This is a genomic window from Chryseobacterium sp. RLHN22, from assembly GCF_051011795.1.
Lineage (GTDB): Bacteria > Bacteroidota > Bacteroidia > Flavobacteriales > Weeksellaceae > Chryseobacterium > Chryseobacterium zhengzhouense.
Map to the genome: position 1 here is coordinate 89,735 of NZ_JBPCHW010000011.1, position 18,378 is coordinate 108,112.

21 protein-coding genes and 1 pseudogene are annotated in these 18,378 nt (G+C 35.0%); 14 read left to right on the forward strand and 8 right to left on the reverse strand.

All coding sequences use genetic code 11. From position 1 onward, the window contains the following. Positions 1 to 58: 58 nt before the first annotated feature. Positions 59 to 841: a hypothetical protein gene (locus ACR1PN_RS12460; RefSeq protein ID WP_378172408.1), complete on the reverse strand. Its 783-nt coding sequence runs from the start codon at positions 839 to 841 to the stop codon at positions 59 to 61. A gap of 270 nt (positions 842 to 1,111) precedes the next feature. On the opposite strand from ACR1PN_RS12460, the gene mobC reads away from it, so the two are divergent. Beyond that, on the forward strand, positions 1,112 to 3,106 hold the full coding sequence (gene mobC / locus ACR1PN_RS12465; protein ID WP_433980298.1) for a conjugal transfer protein MobC: 1,995 nt from the start codon (positions 1,112 to 1,114) through the stop codon (positions 3,104 to 3,106). 102 nt (positions 3,107 to 3,208) lie between these two features. Here mobC and ACR1PN_RS12470 read toward each other — a convergent pair whose 3' ends face one another. The 3 genes from ACR1PN_RS12470 to ACR1PN_RS12480 form a co-directional block, all read right to left on the reverse strand. Beyond that, on the reverse strand, positions 3,209 to 3,976 hold the full coding sequence (locus tag ACR1PN_RS12470; protein ID WP_378172415.1) for an MBL fold metallo-hydrolase: 768 nt from the start codon (positions 3,974 to 3,976) through the stop codon (positions 3,209 to 3,211). A 67-nt stretch (positions 3,977 to 4,043) separates the two neighbouring features. Next, positions 4,044 to 4,910, reverse strand: coding sequence for an AraC family transcriptional regulator (locus tag ACR1PN_RS12475; protein WP_433980299.1), 867 nt, complete (start codon positions 4,908 to 4,910; stop codon positions 4,044 to 4,046). Between the two features lie 115 nt (positions 4,911 to 5,025). Next, positions 5,026 to 5,364: a winged helix-turn-helix transcriptional regulator gene (locus ACR1PN_RS12480; protein ID WP_378172421.1), complete on the reverse strand. Its 339-nt coding sequence runs from the start codon at positions 5,362 to 5,364 to the stop codon at positions 5,026 to 5,028. Between the two features lie 113 nt (positions 5,365 to 5,477). Here ACR1PN_RS12480 and ACR1PN_RS12485 point away from each other — a divergent pair, with 113 nt between their 5' ends. From ACR1PN_RS12485 to ACR1PN_RS12520, 8 genes are all read left to right on the forward strand, one after another. Further along, entirely contained in the window at positions 5,478 to 5,936 is a 459-nt protein-coding gene (locus ACR1PN_RS12485) for a hypothetical protein (RefSeq protein ID WP_378172424.1), read from the forward strand. A 19-nt stretch (positions 5,937 to 5,955) separates the two neighbouring features. Beyond that, positions 5,956 to 6,852 (forward strand): SDR family oxidoreductase, encoded by an 897-nt coding sequence (locus ACR1PN_RS12490; RefSeq protein WP_378172427.1) that lies wholly within the window; start codon positions 5,956 to 5,958, stop codon positions 6,850 to 6,852. A gap of 11 nt (positions 6,853 to 6,863) precedes the next feature. Then, positions 6,864 to 7,253 (forward strand): nuclear transport factor 2 family protein, encoded by a 390-nt coding sequence (locus tag ACR1PN_RS12495; RefSeq protein WP_378172432.1) that lies wholly within the window; start codon positions 6,864 to 6,866, stop codon positions 7,251 to 7,253. A gap of 191 nt (positions 7,254 to 7,444) precedes the next feature. Further along, a complete protein-coding gene (locus ACR1PN_RS12500) occupies positions 7,445 to 8,293 on the forward strand; it encodes a helix-turn-helix domain-containing protein (RefSeq protein WP_433980300.1) in 849 nt (282 codons plus the stop codon). A gap of 99 nt (positions 8,294 to 8,392) precedes the next feature. Next, positions 8,393 to 8,803, forward strand: coding sequence for an OsmC family peroxiredoxin (locus ACR1PN_RS12505; RefSeq protein WP_433980301.1), 411 nt, complete (start codon positions 8,393 to 8,395; stop codon positions 8,801 to 8,803). A gap of 62 nt (positions 8,804 to 8,865) precedes the next feature. Continuing rightward, complete coding sequence (gene trxA / locus ACR1PN_RS12510; RefSeq protein WP_433980302.1) at positions 8,866 to 9,159, forward strand: thioredoxin; 294 nt, start codon at positions 8,866 to 8,868, stop codon at positions 9,157 to 9,159. 43 nt (positions 9,160 to 9,202) lie between these two features. Beyond that, positions 9,203 to 9,910 (forward strand): DsbA family oxidoreductase, encoded by a 708-nt coding sequence (locus ACR1PN_RS12515; protein ID WP_407476054.1) that lies wholly within the window; start codon positions 9,203 to 9,205, stop codon positions 9,908 to 9,910. A 39-nt stretch (positions 9,911 to 9,949) separates the two neighbouring features. Continuing rightward, positions 9,950 to 10,516, forward strand: coding sequence for a class I SAM-dependent methyltransferase (locus ACR1PN_RS12520; RefSeq protein ID WP_433980303.1), 567 nt, complete (start codon positions 9,950 to 9,952; stop codon positions 10,514 to 10,516). A 1,019-nt stretch (positions 10,517 to 11,535) separates the two neighbouring features. Here ACR1PN_RS12520 and ACR1PN_RS12525 read toward each other — a convergent pair. Further along, positions 11,536 to 11,655: pseudogene (locus tag ACR1PN_RS12525) on the reverse strand (YWFCY domain-containing protein); the annotation flags it as partial. Positions 11,656 to 11,834: 179 nt separating this feature from the next. On the opposite strand from ACR1PN_RS12525, the gene ACR1PN_RS12530 reads away from it, so the two are divergent. Beyond that, positions 11,835 to 12,842: a PDDEXK nuclease domain-containing protein gene (locus tag ACR1PN_RS12530; protein ID WP_378172448.1), complete on the forward strand. Its 1,008-nt coding sequence runs from the start codon at positions 11,835 to 11,837 to the stop codon at positions 12,840 to 12,842. Between the two features lie 18 nt (positions 12,843 to 12,860). Here the strand turns inward: ACR1PN_RS12530 and mobB are convergent, their stop codons facing one another. Next, a complete protein-coding gene (gene mobB, locus ACR1PN_RS12535; protein WP_378172451.1) occupies positions 12,861 to 14,144 on the reverse strand; it encodes a conjugal transfer protein MobB in 1,284 nt (427 codons plus the stop codon). A gap of 7 nt (positions 14,145 to 14,151) precedes the next feature. Continuing rightward, a complete protein-coding gene (gene mobA, locus ACR1PN_RS12540) occupies positions 14,152 to 14,583 on the reverse strand; it encodes a conjugal transfer protein MobA (protein WP_378172455.1) in 432 nt (143 codons plus the stop codon). A 608-nt stretch (positions 14,584 to 15,191) separates the two neighbouring features. On the opposite strand from mobA, the gene ACR1PN_RS12545 reads away from it, so the two are divergent. From ACR1PN_RS12545 to ACR1PN_RS12555, 3 genes are read left to right on the forward strand one after another with little or no spacing between them, the layout of a single operon-like run. Further along, complete coding sequence (locus ACR1PN_RS12545; RefSeq protein WP_433980304.1) at positions 15,192 to 15,959, forward strand: ParA family protein; 768 nt, start codon at positions 15,192 to 15,194, stop codon at positions 15,957 to 15,959. Positions 15,960 to 15,969: 10 nt separating this feature from the next. Then, positions 15,970 to 16,368: a DUF3408 domain-containing protein gene (locus ACR1PN_RS12550; RefSeq protein WP_433980305.1), complete on the forward strand. Its 399-nt coding sequence runs from the start codon at positions 15,970 to 15,972 to the stop codon at positions 16,366 to 16,368. A gap of 2 nt (positions 16,369 to 16,370) precedes the next feature. Then, positions 16,371 to 17,003 (forward strand): conjugal transfer protein TraD, encoded by a 633-nt coding sequence (locus ACR1PN_RS12555; protein WP_433980306.1) that lies wholly within the window; start codon positions 16,371 to 16,373, stop codon positions 17,001 to 17,003. Between the two features lie 25 nt (positions 17,004 to 17,028). On the opposite strand, the gene ACR1PN_RS12560 is transcribed toward ACR1PN_RS12555, so the two are convergent. After that, the gene (locus tag ACR1PN_RS12560; RefSeq protein WP_433980307.1) at positions 17,029 to 17,895 is read right to left on the reverse strand and encodes a DUF4238 domain-containing protein; all 867 of its coding nucleotides are present in this window, start codon (positions 17,893 to 17,895) and stop codon (positions 17,029 to 17,031) included. A gap of 166 nt (positions 17,896 to 18,061) precedes the next feature. Here ACR1PN_RS12560 and ACR1PN_RS12565 point away from each other — a divergent pair, with 166 nt between their 5' ends. Further along, on the forward strand, positions 18,062 to 18,367 hold the full coding sequence (locus ACR1PN_RS12565; protein WP_433980308.1) for a DUF4134 domain-containing protein: 306 nt from the start codon (positions 18,062 to 18,064) through the stop codon (positions 18,365 to 18,367). Positions 18,368 to 18,378 lie beyond the last annotated feature (11 nt).

Here is an 18,378-nt window from a genome sequence, read left to right on the forward strand (position 1 = left end):
AATTTACAAAAATGTCCCATCGATGCGAGTGCTGTCAGAACGTGAGCCGTTCGTTTTTTTATTTAGGTTTATGTTTCAAGTCATCCTGATGAACTTTTGCAGCTCTACTCCAGTCAACAAAAATATTGTTGGTCTTTGCTGTTTCAAGAGTTTCTTTGAATTTAATTAAAGTATTGTTTATTGCTTCTTTTGTTGGTCTTGTTCCAGCAAAAGTTGGAATTTCAATAGGTAAACCATCAAGATTTCGGGTATATTTAATTGATAATTCTTCCCTTTTATCCTCTGGAATATTAGCCATATCACACAAGTCTCCAAAGGAACTTGAAATACCAACAATGTTTTCTATTTCCGTTCCTTTTAGTGTTGATTTTAAAATTATTTCTGATTGATAATCTTTGAAGTTAATTAAAGGTTTTGCAGCTTCGTAATCTTCATTTTTAAATTCTTCCACAGCTTTTTTAAATGCTTCATCTTTCCATAGTGAAATGATATTGATTACGATTTCATTGAGTTGTGGAGTATGTTTAAACAACATTACAAATTTTGTATTAGGTTTAATTATGCCTTTAAATTTCTTAGCATAATCCTTGTCTTTTGTCCAACTTGCTACTCCTTCAAAAAAATCATTGTCTATTAGTATTGGTATAATTTCGCCTTCAAGTATGAACCTCTTTCTATAACAACAATGACTTACTGTTTTAAATTTAACTGGTATATTCTCACACTGTTTTACTAATTCATCCGCAATTTGTCTTCTTCTTGCTTGATTTTCTGCCCAACCTCTTTGCCAATTTGATAAAGCGATTAAAAAATCTTTTGAAAATACGTTTTTATCATTCATTTCGGGTGGTATAATTTTTTCAACTATTCATCTCTTGATCCTGATCTCTGACGCAGACTGTTTACTTTCAGATAAATGTATGTTATTAGATTATTATTGTTTGGAAATATTTGTTCTTTGAGCAACAAATTTAATTCAAATAATCTTCTACTACAACGACTTAAATGTACAATAAAGCCAAACACTGCCCGACAAAGCCACAGACCGCCACATTCTTGTAGTCACTCCACATAGCCTTTAAATTCACATCCAAAAATTAAAACTTAAATAATGCAGGGAGAAGACGATTTAAGAGGGCTTGCGAAGATAATGGCTTTTATGCGGGCAGTTAGTATTCTTTTGGTGCTGATGCACTTGTATTGGTTCTGTTACGGTTTCTTTTTAGAACGTGGTTGGACTTTGAAAGTCATCAACAAAATATTAGGCAATTTCGACCGGACGGCGGGTTTGTTTTCGCATACCCTGTACACCAAAGTATTTGCTTTGGTATTGCTGGCTTTAAGTTGTTTGGGGACAAAAGGAGTAAAAAATGAGAAAATAACCTGGTCAAAAATTAAGGTAGCTTTGGGCTTGGGCTTTGTGTTGTTTTTTCTGAACACACGATTGTTAGATCTTTCTCCGGTAACAGGCACTTTTCTTTATTTCTTTACTATATCGTTAGGATATATCGCCTTATTGATGGCGGGCTTATGGATGAGCCGATTGCTACGCACAAACCTAATGGACGACGTTTTCAATAACGAAAACGAGAGCTTTCAACAGGAAACTAAGTTGATGGAAAACGACTATTCAATCAATCTACCCACTAAATTTTACTACAAAGGCAAATGGAACAATGGTTGGATAAACATTGTAAATCCTTTTAGAGCAACCATCGTTTTGGGTACTCCGGGTTCCGGTAAATCGTATGCAATCGTAAACAGTTACATTAAACAGCAGATTGAGAAAGGCTTTAGTATGTATATCTACGATTTCAAGTTTGACGACCTTTCTACGATTGCCTACAATCATTTACTGAAGCATCGGGATAAGTACAAAGTTCAGCCTAAATTTTACGTTATCAATTTTGACGATCCACGCAAGAGCCACCGTTGCAATCCACTCAATCCCGATTTTATGACGGACATTTCAGATGCTTACGAAGCGGCATATACCATTATGTTGAACCTCAACAGATCGTGGATACAGAAGCAAGGTGATTTTTTCGTGGAAAGTCCAATCATATTATTGGCGGCCATTATCTGGTATTTGAAAATTTATGAAGACGGAAAGTATTGTACGTTCCCACACGCTATTGAATTGTTGAACAAAAAGTATTCAGATGTATTCACGATTTTAACTTCGTATCCTGATTTAGAAAATTATTTGTCGCCGTTCATGGATGCCTGGCAAGGAGGCGCACAAGACCAGTTACAGGGACAAATAGCATCGGCAAAAATTCCTTTATCAAGAATGATTAGCCCCCAATTGTATTGGGTAATGACAGGCGATGACTTTACCCTCGATATCAATAACCCGAAAGAACCCAAGATTTTATGCGTAGGTAATAATCCCGACCGTCAAAATATCTATTCGGCAGCTTTGGGCTTATACAATTCAAGGATTGTTAAACTCATTAATAAAAAAGGACAATTAAAGAGTTCCGTTATCATAGATGAGTTGCCGACAATCTATTTCAGGGGATTGGATAATTTGATTGCAACTGCGAGAAGTAATAAGGTGGCAGTATGTTTAGGATTTCAGGATTTTTCGCAATTAACGAGGGATTACGGCGACAAAGAGAGCAAGGTCATCCAGAATACCGTCGGTAATATATTTAGTGGCCAAGTGGTTGGTGAAACGGCAAAAAGCCTTTCGGAACGCTTCGGTAAAGTGTTGCAGAAACGCCAAAGTATGACGATTAACCGCAATGATAAATCTACTTCTATATCCACACAGCTCGATAGCCTAATACCTGCTTCGAAAATTTCAACTTTGACACAAGGTATGTTTGTCGGTTCTGTATCGGATAACTTTGATGAGCGTATCGACCAGAAAATTTTCCACGCTGAAATTGTAGTAGACAACGAAAAAGTTGCCGCAGAAACTAAAGTCTATCAGAAGATACCAGAAATCCTATCCTTTGTTGATGAACACGGAGAAGATAAAATGAAGCAGGAAATTGAAAGTAATTACAAGCAGATAAAATCAGATATACTGAATATTGTCGCAAGCGAAATGGAGCGCATCAAAAATGATCCGGATTTACAGCATCTGATAAATTAGATATACAATATCTTACACTTGTAAAGTATACTTCGAGATTTTTATAATGTTTACTGTATAAAATTAAAACTAGATTTTATAGTTAGCCTTAGCCTTATAAAATTATAAATTAATTTCTTGACCGTCTTCTGGAATAATTATATTCTGCTCAATCTGGTTTTCCTTTACATACTTTCTCAGCTCTTTACGTGATAGCGTATTATGATATACACCTTCCATGTGCACTACGATAATTTTTGCGTTTGGTGCTGCCATTTGTGTTTTACGTATATCTTCCTTATTCATGATCAATTGATCACCAATAAAAAATCTGTTATCTCCGCCATTAACTATGATAACTTCAGGTTTATAATGTATTATTACTTTCTCAACTTCGTCATACCAAACAGTGTCAGCTGCAATATAAAGTTTTTTCTCAGAAGGATGTTGTAATACCATACCACTGACGCTTCCAGCAATTTTTAAAATGAAGCCTTTTCCGTGCTGGGCCTTGGTTCGATCTAGCTTGATGTCTTCAAATGTTGAGCCTCCTGAAAGAACTTCGATATTTGTAAAACCTAGCTTTGAAATTTTATTCTTATCATTATCATCTTGAACAAAGATTTTTACATTTTTAGGCAGCGCATTTGCAGCTACTTTATCCCAGTGATCAAAATGCAAGTGAGTTAGAAAAACAAAGTCAATATCTCGAATAATATCTTCAATAGGTAATGGAAGTTCGTGAAGAGGATTTCTTTTCATATTCCAATCTTTTGCTGGGAAAGGGACGCGTCCTAACTCTCCTTTTTTTGAAAACATAGGATCTATCAATATTTTTTTACCTGCATATTCAATAATCATTGTAGCATTTCTGATTAATTGTACTTTCATAATAATAATATTTAATTGCAGTACAAAGATATGTCGAAGCAGAAACTAAAATTCTACCTTTAGATGATTATAAACTATCATTTTGATAAGTATTAATAAACTCAGAAGGCGTTTTACCGGTCTGCTTTTTAAAAAAACGCATCAAATGATTTGGATCCGAGTAACCAAATTCATAAGCAATCTCACTCACATTTTTGCCGGAATAAATTAATTCAGTCTTTATTTCTGATAATAAACGTTTTTTTAATAGGTCAGTAGCCGTGGTATTAAACTGCTTTTTTACAGCTGAATTTATTGTTATCCTGCTTATCCCAAGTAATTCACAATATTCGTTTATACGCTGCTTTTGACGAATATGTGTTTCCATTAATCTTTTAAATGCGTAAGCATGGTTAGAAGCGTCTATTTGATAAGATAAATTATATGATGAACCATACAGCCTATTTAATCTCTGTAATAAATAATATATCAACGACCGAATAATATGTGCACTGTCAAAATTGGTCGCTTTGAGTTCAACCTTTACTTCTTTAAGAATATTGCAAAAACTTCGAATCTGTTCTTTAGGCAAATTTAGAATTAATGGATACTGATTTTGATAAAAATAAGATAAGCGATATGTGAAAAGTTTATCAGAGAAAAACTCATTTAAAAAATCTTCCTGGAAAACCAATAGTGATACGTCTAAGCTGTGCTTTTCTATGTCCCATTTTTTTTTCTGAAATGGAGATATAAAAATGATCGAATCATTTTTGATATTTATAATTGTATCATTTAAGAACAATCTTCCATTACCTTTCCTGATAAAAACAATTTCAAAAAAATTGGTATTATGATACTCTGCTTTAAAGAATTGTCCGGGTTCGGGATTGTTTAGAACATTTATTAAAAAATCAACACCACATTCTGTTTTACTGAATGTTATAGTCTCCATATTATTTCATTTTAGCGTATCAAAAAAAAACATTTATATAGATTTATAAAATTTATAATCAATACAATCAAACTCTATATAATTTACATGATAGTTAACGCATCAGGCTGTATGATTAAGGCTTTAATAAATTTTCTTTTCCAAACTCTACAAGTTTATCAATAATGGGAATAGTTTTTAAGCCTAAATCTGTTAATCTGTATTCAACTCTTGGTGGAATCTCCGGGTAAGCCTTTTTACTTACCAATCTATTTTCAACAAGCATGTTCAGCTCCTGTATAAGCATTTTTTCACTGATGCTGGGAATAGCTCTTTTTAATTCGCCATATCTCATCACGTCGTTGCCAATTTGGAAGATAATCATCATGGTCCATTTTCCTGCTAAAAGACTTAGTGATGCCTTTACTGGGCAGTTATCATCGCATGGCAAAATTTTTTTTTCTTTCTTTTCCATTGTATTATAATAATTCTAACTTTTTGGTAAGTACCTAACTATCATGTAAGTACTTGTGCAAAAGTAAGTAATTATGGAACTTTGTACAAGTTTTAAATTTAAATTATCAGAAAATGAGAAAAAATGTATTAACAATGTTGCTCCTTTTTGTTTCAGTTTTACTAATAAGCAATAGCTTGTTAGCTCAGGAACGTAGCATTACCCTTGCAAAAGAAATGAAATGGATTCCTATGGTTAAAGAGATGGGAGATAAAGGTCCTGTATTCTCAGTTGTATTTGGCAATTTGTCAGATGTAGGAAAACCAATTGGAGTTATGGTAAAAATTCCTGCCGGTACTGTGTCACCACTTCATACACACAGCTCAAGTTATTGGGCAGTAATGATTGAAGGAAATGAAAGTGCCTTTGTAGGTGACGTTAAGAATGCAAAACCAATTCCTCCTGGATCTACTTGGTTTGAACCTGGTAAAAATCCGCATTGCAATAAATGCTTTGAGGGCAAGGACTGTCTCTTTTTTGTTTACTATGACAAAGGGATGGATATGCAGTTATTAGAAGAAATGAAACATTAATCAAAACAATAGATAAAAAATGAAAATTTTAGTATTTGGAGCCACAGGCTCACAACAATTCAATGTAATTGCAGAAGGAAAGAAAAAAGGAGCTGAAGTATTTGCAGCTACAAGTTCAGAAAAAAGCTTTGATAAGCTGAAAGATGCTGGCGCAACGCCTGTGTTAGGAGACTTAAGCGATGTTGCAAAAATGAACGAAATCACTAAAGGTATTGACGCTATAGCATTTATGATTCCTGTTTCATTACCAAATCCTTTTGATGGTTTAGTGTATGCGAAAAATGTAATAGACGCTGCCAAAGCAAACGGTGTTAAGAAAATTGTTTGGAACACTAGCGGATGGATTCCTGAGCAAAAAATCGGGGTTCCTACTGATGATGTTAAGTTAGACATCAAAGATTATCTTATAAACAGTGGATTGGAATATGTGATAATAGAACCAACAATCTATATGGAAAATATGATGGGAGGTTTTTGCGCACCATTTATCACTAACGAGAAAAAATTAGCATACCCTACTCCTGAAGCAATGCCAATTGGATGGATCGCTTCAAAAGATGTAAGTGCTTTTGTAGTAGAGGCAATTTACAATGAAGACCTTAAAGCGGACACTTTCCAGATAAGTGGTTTGGAGAACTTAAAAGGAAATGATCTTGCGGAAAGGTTCTCAAAAGGATTTGGCGATAACATTGTTTACTATGCACAACCTCCACAAGAATTCAAGGAGATTTTAGCTCCTTACGTTGGAGAAGCAGGAGCATCTGCAGTTGCCTCATACTACGAAAGTTTGAAAACGGCGACCGAATATCCTTCAAAATTTAACCCTGAAATGAACAAGGTACTTGAAAAGCTACCTGTAAAAATGACTTCTCTTGAAGAATGGGCTAGAGATAACAAAGGATACTTTACGAACTAAATTCGAAATCCATGGAGGCAAAGGAAATCGTAGCAGCTTATTTCGCTGCATTAGCAAAAGGTGAAACAGAAAAAGTTCTTTCCTTTTTCACACCAGAAACCAAATGGAGCCAACCCGGTAATAATAAGTTTTCCGGTTTGAAAAATGGTCCAGATGAAATTTTTAAAATGATTGGCGGTATGATGAGCGATACATCGGGAACTATGGCAGTAAGAATCAACGGATCACTGATGGAAAGTGGTTCTTTGGTTGCTGCCCCGGTATGGTTCACGGGTAATAAGGAGACGAAGAACATCAATATGAGCGGAATTGATTTATTTGAACTGAAGGACGGAAAAATTGTTCACGTTTGGACATTTTCAGATGACCAAGATGGTGAAAATGAATTTTGGGGTAAGTGAAAAGATTAAGTTTTGGGAGAGGCGGGTGGTATTTTATGCCATACCGCCTTTTTTGTCTTTACCGCAAAATTAATAGCTATCTGGTTGTGAATATTAAAAAATCGGATAACAACTAAACCATAGAAAGCCGTAAGAAATGGATTTTGAAAATTTAAAATCTACCTGCTACTAACTGATATTAAAATCTACAAATGGAACTTCTAAAATCTTTTGGAAATAAGATAATTGGGTATTTAGATTTTGATACTGCAATTCCGGTCGACGAAAACCCCTTGCCTTGCAGTAATTCATCAGATTGCTATGTTATTCTTTTTGCACAAAAAGGAAGTACCGTCATTGTTGATTTTTCAATATTTAAAGCTGAGCAGGACACAATGTTCTTTTTCAATTTAGGACAACAATTTCAATTTAGAAATCAAGCAAAAGGACATCTGATTTACTTCAATCCTCAGTTTTATTGTATTGCCTTCCATGACAAGGAACTTACTTGTGACGGTGTCCTTTTCAATAACGTTTTTGAGACGCCGATGATTGGTTTAGATACTAAAGAAAGTAATCACTTTTACAGGATTATGGTAAGTTTGAAAGACGAATTTCAGATAGACGACTACTGGTTAGAAGAAATGCTCCGGACAAAATTGAAAGAACTTATTATTTCAGCAAGCAGAGCATGGATTGAACGGACGCCGGATAAAAATGATATGGAAGTGAAAGAAGACGGTTTGAGCAGGAAATTCAGTCAGCTTGTGGAAGTTAAATACAACCAACTGCATAGTGTTAAGGAATATGCAGAATTGCTTTACGTTAGCCCCAAAACATTAAACAGAAAAATAGTAAATGAAAAAGGGATATCACCAAACTCAATCATAAAAAATAGGATCATGTTACAGGCAAAGCGATTATTGGCCAATACAGATCTTACCGTAAAGGAAATATCAGCACAGCTCGGATATGATGACCAATCCTATTTTATCCGTTTTTTTAAAATACATACAGGGACATCACCTTTGGAATTTAGGAAGGATGCTAACATGGACTAAAAAAGGAAAAATGTCCTATACATTGGGCCTTATATCCATTGCCTAAAAACTAATGCAAAAGTAATTTTGTAGCATAGCTAATTTAAAAAAAAAGAAAAAATGGGAATAGACATTAAAGCCATTTGGCAGGGAGGTTTCAAACAGGGAAACGGGAAACTGAGTATAGAAAATTCAGGTTTGGACGGTGTTAACTTCAAGCCTTTTTTTGCAAAAAGTGATGGCACATTTACAAACCCAGAAGAGCTGCTGGCCTCAGCCCATGCCACCTGTTATGCCATGACATTTGGGTACATTCTTTCAGAAAATGAAATTATTGCCGACAGACTTGAAACCAATGTTTCAGTGGTAATAGAAAATAATGTTTTAAAGAGTTCAAACATCAATTTTAAAGCAAGTATTCCGGGTATTGAGAATGATCTCTTCCAACAGTTAGCTGATAAGGCCAAAGAGATGTGTACCGTAGGAAATGCATTAAATATTGAAATAACTTTAAACGCATCATTGCTATAATGAGACAAATCCGTTGAAACAGACGGCTTTTTATCACTCCGTTAAAGCTAAATCAGGAAACAATGAATTTTGAGGAACTAATAAATCAGGACAAACCATTATTAATTGATTTTTTTGCAACCTGGTGCGGCCCTTGTCAGTTGCAGGCCCCAATTGTGGATGAAGTGAAAAGAAATATTGGAGATAGTGCTACGATCATCAAAATCGATATTGATAAAAATAGAGAACTTGCTACACAACTTCAGGTTCGTAGTGTACCAACTTTAATGATTTATAATAAAGGAGAGCTGAAGTGGAGACAATCAGGAGTTTTCCCCGCGTCAGATTTGATAACATTAATAAAAAGAGAGTTATAATAAAAAAGAAGCTTTAGATATCAAATTTAAAATAGATAATGAAATGAAAATAGAAATATGGAGTGATGTGATTTGCCCGTTCTGTTATATCGGGAAAAGAAATTTTGAAGCAGCCTTGGAACAATTTGAGCATAAGGAACACATCGAAGTAGTTTGGAAGAGTTTCCTGCTTGATCCTTCTATTTCGGAATTATCCAGTGAAACTTACCACGAATATCTGACAAAGCGTAAAAATATGCCCTTAGATCAGGTAAATGGAATGCTGGCAAATGTAACCGAAATGGCAAAGCAGTCAGGATTGGATTATCATCTAGATCAATCTATCGTTGTTAATTCTCAAAAAGCACACCAGCTTATACAATTTGCAAAATCTAAAAATATCGGAGATAAGGCAGAAGAGCTTTTATTTCTTGCTTTTTTTACAAAAGGAAAAAATATCGCCGATACAGGAAGCCTAATTCACATAGGTTTAGAACTGGGGCTGAACGAAATAGAGTTGAATTCAATTTTTGATGATCAAAAGTATAGTTACGAAGTCAATCAGGATATACAGGAAGCTAAAAATATTGGGGTAAGCGGTGTGCCTTTCTTTTTGTTCGACAGAAAATATGCGATTTCCGGTGCACAGCCGTCGCAGGTATTTTTAGAAACACTGAACACAACCTTTACAAAATGGAATGCATCAAATCCTAAAGCTTCTATACAGGTAATTGGTGATAACAGCTGCTCAGTTGAAGATGGATGCAAATGAAATGCTAGAAATGAAAAAGCAACCTAAAATAAATCAGAGATGTTTGATATATATCGAATGTTTGTAAAACCGGAAGGGAAATGGGGACAAAGAGGAGCTTCTATGATGGTTAGCTTAGGCGATACTATGGCAATCCAAGCCTTTGAACATCTTGGTCTTACTCCAAGTGACAGCGCTATTGAAATAGGATTTGGACCTGGAATAGGTCTTCAGGTTCTTGCAAATGCTTTACCAGAAGGAACTGTTACAGGTATCGACCCGTCAGATCTTATGCACAAGCTGGCAGCCGAACGAAATGTCAAGGCAATAGGTTCAGGCAGGATGGCTCTTTTTAAAGGTACAGCTTCAAACCTGCCATTTGATGACAATAGTTTCAATGGAGCTCTTGCAATGGATAATATGCATTTTTGGGACCATCCCCTTAATGCATTAAAGGAAGTTTATCGGGTACTTGTGCCAGGAGCTAAATTAATATGTTCCTTTACACCTTTTTCAGGAGGCGGCAGAAGAGACTGGTCGGAACTGTTTGCAAATGCAGGATTTATTGATTTCAAAATCAGTGAGCATGAAAAAGGATTTTTTATAATAGGAACAGTTCCCAAGTGATATAATTCGTGGCCTCAAAAAAAAACTAATCAGCTAAACATTTTAAAATGATTCTGAAAATGTATACTTGGATAATGATAGAATTTAAGATTAGCTCAGTAAAAAACTGATAAGGGATTTTTTTATAGGAATTGTTGCAAAACAAATGGTTTTGGAATGTGGAAAGGATATATCTAATCGTATATAAAAAAATTAAATAACAATGATAAAGTATTTGAGTAACTGGAATATTATCCGTGTGTTGAGGCTTTTATTAGGTCTCTTTGTGATTGTGCAAGGCATCATGGACAAACAGTGGATGCTTATAGGTCTTGGAGTCTTGTTTGCATTAATACCTTTAATGAATAAGGGCTGCTGTAGTACTGCGGGATGCCGCAATACTAATAACTGAGGCAATAAACAATTTGAAAAAGTTACATATGAAGAAGTTCGTTAATAATTATATGATTGCCATCTTTGGCATTATCGTTGGAGCAGTTGCGGGATACTTATATTGGAAATTTATAGGTTGCAATAACGGATGCTTTTAATGAGGTAAGGACTTCTTGCAAATAGCTAATCATTTTGAGTACCTCTTCCAAAGATCCAGATGCCTCATTCACAATTTTGCTTTCATATTGACTTACATCGTCAATGATTTTATGTAAAGAGTATTTCATGGCAATATAGTTTTTGTTAGAATACTAATTGCAATTGAATGAATTGCTCTTTACAAAGATTGGGATTATCAATCGCTCTTTTTCCCAAGTTACACCCAAGTTGGGTAAGATTTTTTTTCTTATATGGTTTTACTTTTCTCTAATTAATACTGAATGCTATTTGTTTTATATAGTGTTTAAAAAGGGAAAAAACTTCTGCTTAGCACAAAAGATGTTATTCATATTTTGTAAATTTGCACTGAATTACAAGGAGAAAACTACTGAAAGTGAGTGCAGTTAGCACCATTACTAAATCGTTACCTATAAGAAATCTCCTTAACGTAATCTACTCTGTATTAACTCGCTTAGAGTTTTCTAATGTTTTTCGCTAAAAAATGGATAACAATACCAGTAATAATGCATCAGTACCAATAAAATACTGACGGCACGCATAAAAGCCATAATTTTAGCTAAGCCCCGTAGATCATCTTCACCCTGCATATCATTTATTTTTAGAGTTAGGATGTTGAATTTATCGGGTAACAGAAGTCTGTTTTCTACACTGGCAGTGTCAGGCATTATAAGGAAGCGTTTGGCACAGTGCTGAAACTTATTTTCTCATGAATCATAGCATTTGTTGACCAAGGAATTTTTTACATTTGTCTTATAACAAAATATCAATGAAACCTGTACAATCAAAATACACAGAACTACTGGACAGTATCGGATCCGCTATTGAGGTTGCAAGACAAAATGCGGTTAAGGCAGTCAATACCGAGCTGGTGAAAGCCAACTGGGAAATTGGCAGGCATATCGTGGAATACGAGCAGCATGGTGAGGAACGTGCAGAATACGGAAGTAACTTGCTGGCAACACTTTCCAAAGATCTAAGGCAGCGTTACGGCAAAGGATTTGGCAGGCGTAATATTTTAGATATGCGCAGATTTTATCTGACCTATCAGAAATGGCAGGCAGTGCCTGCCAAATTAAGCTGGACTCATCTGGTTACTTTGCTCGGTATTTCTGATGATACGTCAAGGAAGTTCTATGAAAAACAGGCCGTGCTGGAAAATTGGGGCTATCGCGAACTGGAAAGGCAGATCAACTCTTCCCTTTTTGAAAGACTGGCATTGAGCAAGGATAAAAAGGGTGTACTGCAACTGGCGGAAAAAGGTCATATTGTGACCGATTCTACTGAGGCTATAAAAGATCCGTATGTCCTGGACTTTCTTAAATTACCTCAAAGTCATCGTGTTACCGAAAAAGCATTGGAACAGAAGATTATTGACAATCTGCAGATGTTTCTTTTAGAACTGGGAAAGGGTTTTACATTTGTCGGAAGACAGTATAAGATATCACTTCGTAACAGGCATTTTTATATTGATCTTGTATTCTATCACCGTATCTTAAAATGTTTTGTACTTATTGATTTAAAAATAAAACAGGTTGAGCACAATGATATAGGACAAATGAATTTATATCTGAACTACTTTAAATCTGAAGAAAATGTTGTGGATGATAATGAGCCTATAGGCATTATCCTTTCTGCGGAAAAAGATGAAGTATTGGTGGAATATGCAACAGGTGGTATTTCTAATAAAATATTTGTTTCCAAATACCAGTTGTATTTACCTGATAAAAAGGAATTACAGCAAAAAGTACAGGCAATTATGCAAAAAGAAGCCTAAGAGTAAGAAATCATCAGACTATCTTTTTCTTTTCTTTTTCCACTTTCGCATTTGCTGTGAAAAAAACTGTTCTTCATCGTCTTCTCTCTGTACTATTGGCAACAATCCGGGAAATGAGTCCATTGATTCAGTGTCACGTAAATCATCATTGCCATCATCTAAAAATCCAAATAAGGGATGAAGTTGAAGGGGCAAAAATTGATTTGTTGGGAGTGATTTCGCTTCTGCCTGCTTTGCGTCAGAGGATTTATTTAAATGCTCCTGGTTCTTCCATAAATCATTAAAAACAGCAGCGGAGTATCCTTTTCCCAAATTTGAACCATTCCATACTGTTTGGGTGTTATGATCGATAAACGTGATTCCATACATACGTCCGGCTTCATTTCTGCGGATTATCGTATTAACACCCACAGACTTTAATTTCTCAACAAAATCTTTTTCATGAAGACTCACTTTGAGGGCATTATCAATCCAGCCCTTTATTTCAGTTTTATTCGATTGAAGAATAGATTCTTTACTTTTTAAAAAATGAGATTCCAGTGCAGGTAAGAGTGCAGCTTTTCCAATCCTTGAAGCTTTCAATGGGTTTCCAATTTTATGTTTGTTTGTATCCAATGCAAAATACACCAACCCCCGCTGTGGTTTGCCATGCAATTCACCTTCAATTTTTTCAACTGCTATATTGAAAAGTGAAAGCAGCGCATTGTACTCTCCAAGCGTTTTAAAGGAATACACATTAGCTATATTCCTGATGACAGAGGCGATCTGATGTCTAATATTTCCGGTCTGATAATCAACAGGTTTGAAAACCATGTTATTTTTCACCTTCTGCCCTTTTGCAGCTGGCCATAAATCATAGGTATTTTCGAGTTGTCTGCACATATTCATCGATCGCCTTTTCTCAAATCGATCTGATATTTTCCTGCCATTTTCATCAACACATACAGACACAATATGAATATGGGTACGGTCGATATCAGTGTGCTTAAAAACCATGTAAGGCTGTTCACCGTACCCCATTCCATTCATATACTCTTCGGCCATCTTCACAAAATCCTTATCACTGACCTTATCATTCGGATCTGGATTAAGCGATATATGTAAAGTATGTTTTTCCGTCTTTTGATTGGCAGCCAGATAAGGATCGAAAGATCTCATTAATTTGGATATTGTATACGTCCCATCTGTGGATTCTACCATTTTATGCATCAACAAAATTTGTCCTTGTCCCTTTTCCACCTTATGATGATTATAGGCTAAGGCACCATATAGATTACTGCTTCTGCCAATTTTTGCAATCATTGAATCATCATTTTTCTATATTCCCGTTAATAAATTCATTAGCCAATTCGATAATTTTCCGGCATAACACTGAAAGTTCAGCAGTGTGTCTCTCCAATTGATACAGAAATGCTGCTGCTTTTTTTTCGGTAAAATGAGTGTATAATAATTTAACTACCTGATTGTAATTCACGCCCACTGCTCTGAACTGGGAATAAAAGGAAGTCAGCCTCATGTAAAAATCAACAGTACCTTTATCAATTTTTACTGTTTTTATTTCTTTTGAAAACAATACAGAAGTTATAAATTTAGCTTTATTATCTATTCCAGAGGCTTCAAATAAAGACAGAAATTTGCTATTATCTTCATCATCCAGCCGAAAAACATACCGGTGATTACAAGGGTTTATCTTTGGCTTTCGCCCACCTTTACTTCTCCTATTATTTTTCTGATCATTCATTAGATTTCCATTTAAAGTTTATAAACCTCGACTTCGGAGAGTGTTTCAAAGCTCCCGGCAGGGCAAGTTGTTTTGAGGCACAAAAAACAGTTATGAGGCACTCAAAACACAACTTGCCGTGTTCAGGTGAACACCATATTTATCGTATTACAAAAACTATTGTAACAAGAAATCAACATCTTTCAGATGTTGTAATAAACACCAACTCTTCTTAAAATTGTATGCAACAAGGTAAACAGAAACAACCGGATATCTGCAATAATCCCCCCTTCCAATAACTGCCAAATAACACCAGCAATTACCTGAAGATCCGTACTGGTTTTGAAGACTCTTTTCTTTACAGAAAAATTTAAAGTTGATGATGAAACGGGTAAATCATAAAAATGTAAAGTTTTAAAACTATAAAAGCGCAAAAGTAGAAAAGCAGTTACAGATATTCAAAAAAAGGTATTCTCTCAACAAAGCAGTTGCAGATATGCCCTGTAAAAATGAAGTAAATGTATACATCTTTAGATTTTTAAGATAATACTGGAGTACCCCTGCATATAAATCAACTTATACAGATTGTTACCATTCAACATTATAAAACAACAATAAATACATTCATCATGAAAGCAACAAAAAAAACTTTAAAAGTAAGTTTCTCCACTCAAAAAGGAGGTGTGGGAAAATCGACGATTACCATATTACTTGCCAGCGTATTACATTACCGCCTGGGATACAATGTTTTGGTCATGGATTGTGATTTTCCACAATACAGCCTAAGCAATATGAGGGAACGTGATAAAAAAGCAATTATGCTGAACGAGTACCATAAGAAAGCTGTTATGAAACAATTCCAACTGATCAATAAGAAAGCATATCCGATTATACGCTGTAAGGCAGAAAATGCAATAGAAGAATCTACCCGATATATTAAACAAACTACCCTAGTTCCGGATATTATCTTTTATGATCTGCCTGGTACCGCCAATACCAAAGGGGTGCTGACGACCTTGAAATCGATGGATTTTATTTTTGCTCCCATGACTGCTGACCGTTTGGTTGTAGAAAGTACATTAGGATTTACCAAAGCTTTTATAGCTCTTCCTTCCGGTGAGCATGATCTTCAGGAACAAGCGTTATGGCTATTCTGGAATCAGATTGATGGTCGGGAAAAGACCGGGTTATACGAAATCTACGAAAAAGCGATTGCGACTCTTCAGATGAATATAATGGATACGCGAATCATGGACAGTAAACGATTTCGTAAGGAATCCGACCATATCGGAAACAGTATTTTCAGATCAACACTGTTACCAGCAGACAATCCGCTTTTAAAAGCGACAAGAATGGATCTGTTTGTTGAAGAATTTCTAAGAATCACAAATCTGTAAAACCCGAAAGATGGCTACAAACAATGACACCAACGATTTAGAAAAGGCTACCGTTGATGAAGAATATTTAATGCAGGTCATCAGTGGTGAACAAACCGCTCTTGATGAACAAGATCATGTAACCAAACAAGCTGTTCAAAAGTCCAAAGAAAAAGCAAAAACCAATTCTTTTAAAAAGCTGAACTATGAAGAGACCTTTTTAACGAATCGCTTTCCTTCAGGACGTAATGGTAAAGTGGTCTACATACGTCCGGAGTACCATGAAAGATTATTACGAATTGTACAGCTTTCCAGAGAAGAAAGGACAACTCTCTATTCCTATATTGACAATATTCTCGAACAGCATTTTCTGGAATATGGTAACGAGATTACGGACTATTTTAACAATCATTTTAAACCCATTTTATAACTATGGAAACTCTCATCATCATTTGTCTTCTGGCGATAATTCTACTATTACTCCATGACAAAATTATCCGAAAACAATCTCATACTCACAAAACTGAAGACCACGCAAATAATAAAAACCAACCCAATATTATGGGTGAAGCAAAAACTTCACTCCATTCTATGACAATGACTTCCTCTGAAAGACAAGAAAATGAACTTGGTTTTGATCCTTCTAATTTAGACATAGAATATGATATCGGCGAAAATATCAGTCTAATAAATCCGCAGGAAGAGCCGGAATATGGTTTTAATAGTGAACCTGATTTTATTGAAGAGGAAGAAGAATGGAAAAAGTATAGAATAATCGGTGAGGATAACAGTTTAGCCCAAGGGGTTACCTTTGAAGAACTGAGCTCTGTGGAGATGTTTGTGAAACAAAATAGTTTTACCTTATCTCAAAAGGAAACAGCAGCAGCGATCGTTCAAAAAACTTATGGAACCGAATTATATACCTTACTTGAGAATTCTATGGAAAATGATTCCCATAAAATAGCATTACTATTAGATAATTCTTTTAACAATGAAGGAATATCCGGTTCTTCCGATATGCGGAAAAGCGATCTCAATGATTTTGAAATAGGGAAATTCATTTGAAGTTCCCTATTTTCTTTATAAAGCACTAAACTATTTGATCAAAAACAGCTTTTTGTAAAAAATGAAGATCTCCTTTTTCTACCATTATTTTATACAATTTTTCCATTTTTTCTAATTGATCACGACTTTTACAAGCAACATATTTTTGTGATAAATGAAAGATGTTCAAATCTTTCCAAATATAGAATAGCTCACTTTTTATTTCTTTTTTCGCATCTTTTTTACAAACCAAAGTCGCACTGTCACTCAATGGAAATATAAAGTTTCCCATAGTCTTATAGTTTGCATTGTCTTCTTCAATAATAGGACAATCCCCTATCAGAGAGGGAAACTTATCATAAAAAGTGATAAAGCAATTCTTATGAATCTCATCTAAAATTTCTTCATTTGAGATGGGCTGTATTGAAAGAAGTATTCGTTTTGTTTCCTGAATTATCTCTTTCTTATTTAAATTATTTATAACTTCTTGTGTTATTTCCTTACTTGAATCAATTGGACGTATCGCTAAGCCCAATTGTTCTATAGGAATATCTTTAACAAGATTTTTAGCAATATCATCAACTTTGGGAACTCTCCACTTTGTTAAATTAGCCAAATAAATCATCCATGTAAGTTCTCTACCGCTCATCTGCTGACTTTTTAAAATTTTTGTTAAAGTTTTAGACAGTAAAGTATCTACTTCTTCATACATCCTTTCGATATTATCCCCCTTATTCCCATTTATATCAAAAAGATTCCTGCCATCTTCAAAGAAAATAGCTTTAGGACTTTGCATCTTACTGATAATTCTTTTGGATTCTTTGTTATATACCCACAACATATTGTTTTCATCACTAAAATTCTTACTCAGGAATTTGGGTATGTAGTGATGTCTCTTTGATTGTTCTTTCATGGTTAAGTACTATTTTTTGAAAGTAATCAAAATATTCTTTATAAAGCATTATAGGGCCAAACAATTCCTGAAAACACCAAATTCTCAGGTGGCAATCCCATACCAAACACCTTTGTCTCAGAACCCATAAAGCATGGGTTTTCATAATCATAAAAATCTATTCATTATGAAAAGACAAAGAAAAAAAATCGTGTTAACAGCATTGCTTCTGTTAATCGGATTGAGTACGAATGCTCAGGGAAATGGTTCTGCCGGAATCAATGAAGCCACTCAAATGGTTACTTCCTATTTTGATCCGGCAACGAAACTGATCTACGCCATTGGTGCGGTGGTCGGCTTGATTGGCGGGGTCAAGGTTTACAACAAATTCAGCAATGGTGACCCTGATACCAGTAAAACTGCTGCCAGCTGGTTTGGAGCTTGTATTTTTTTAATAGTTGCAGCTACCATCCTACGTTCATTCTTCCTTTAAAATCATTGATG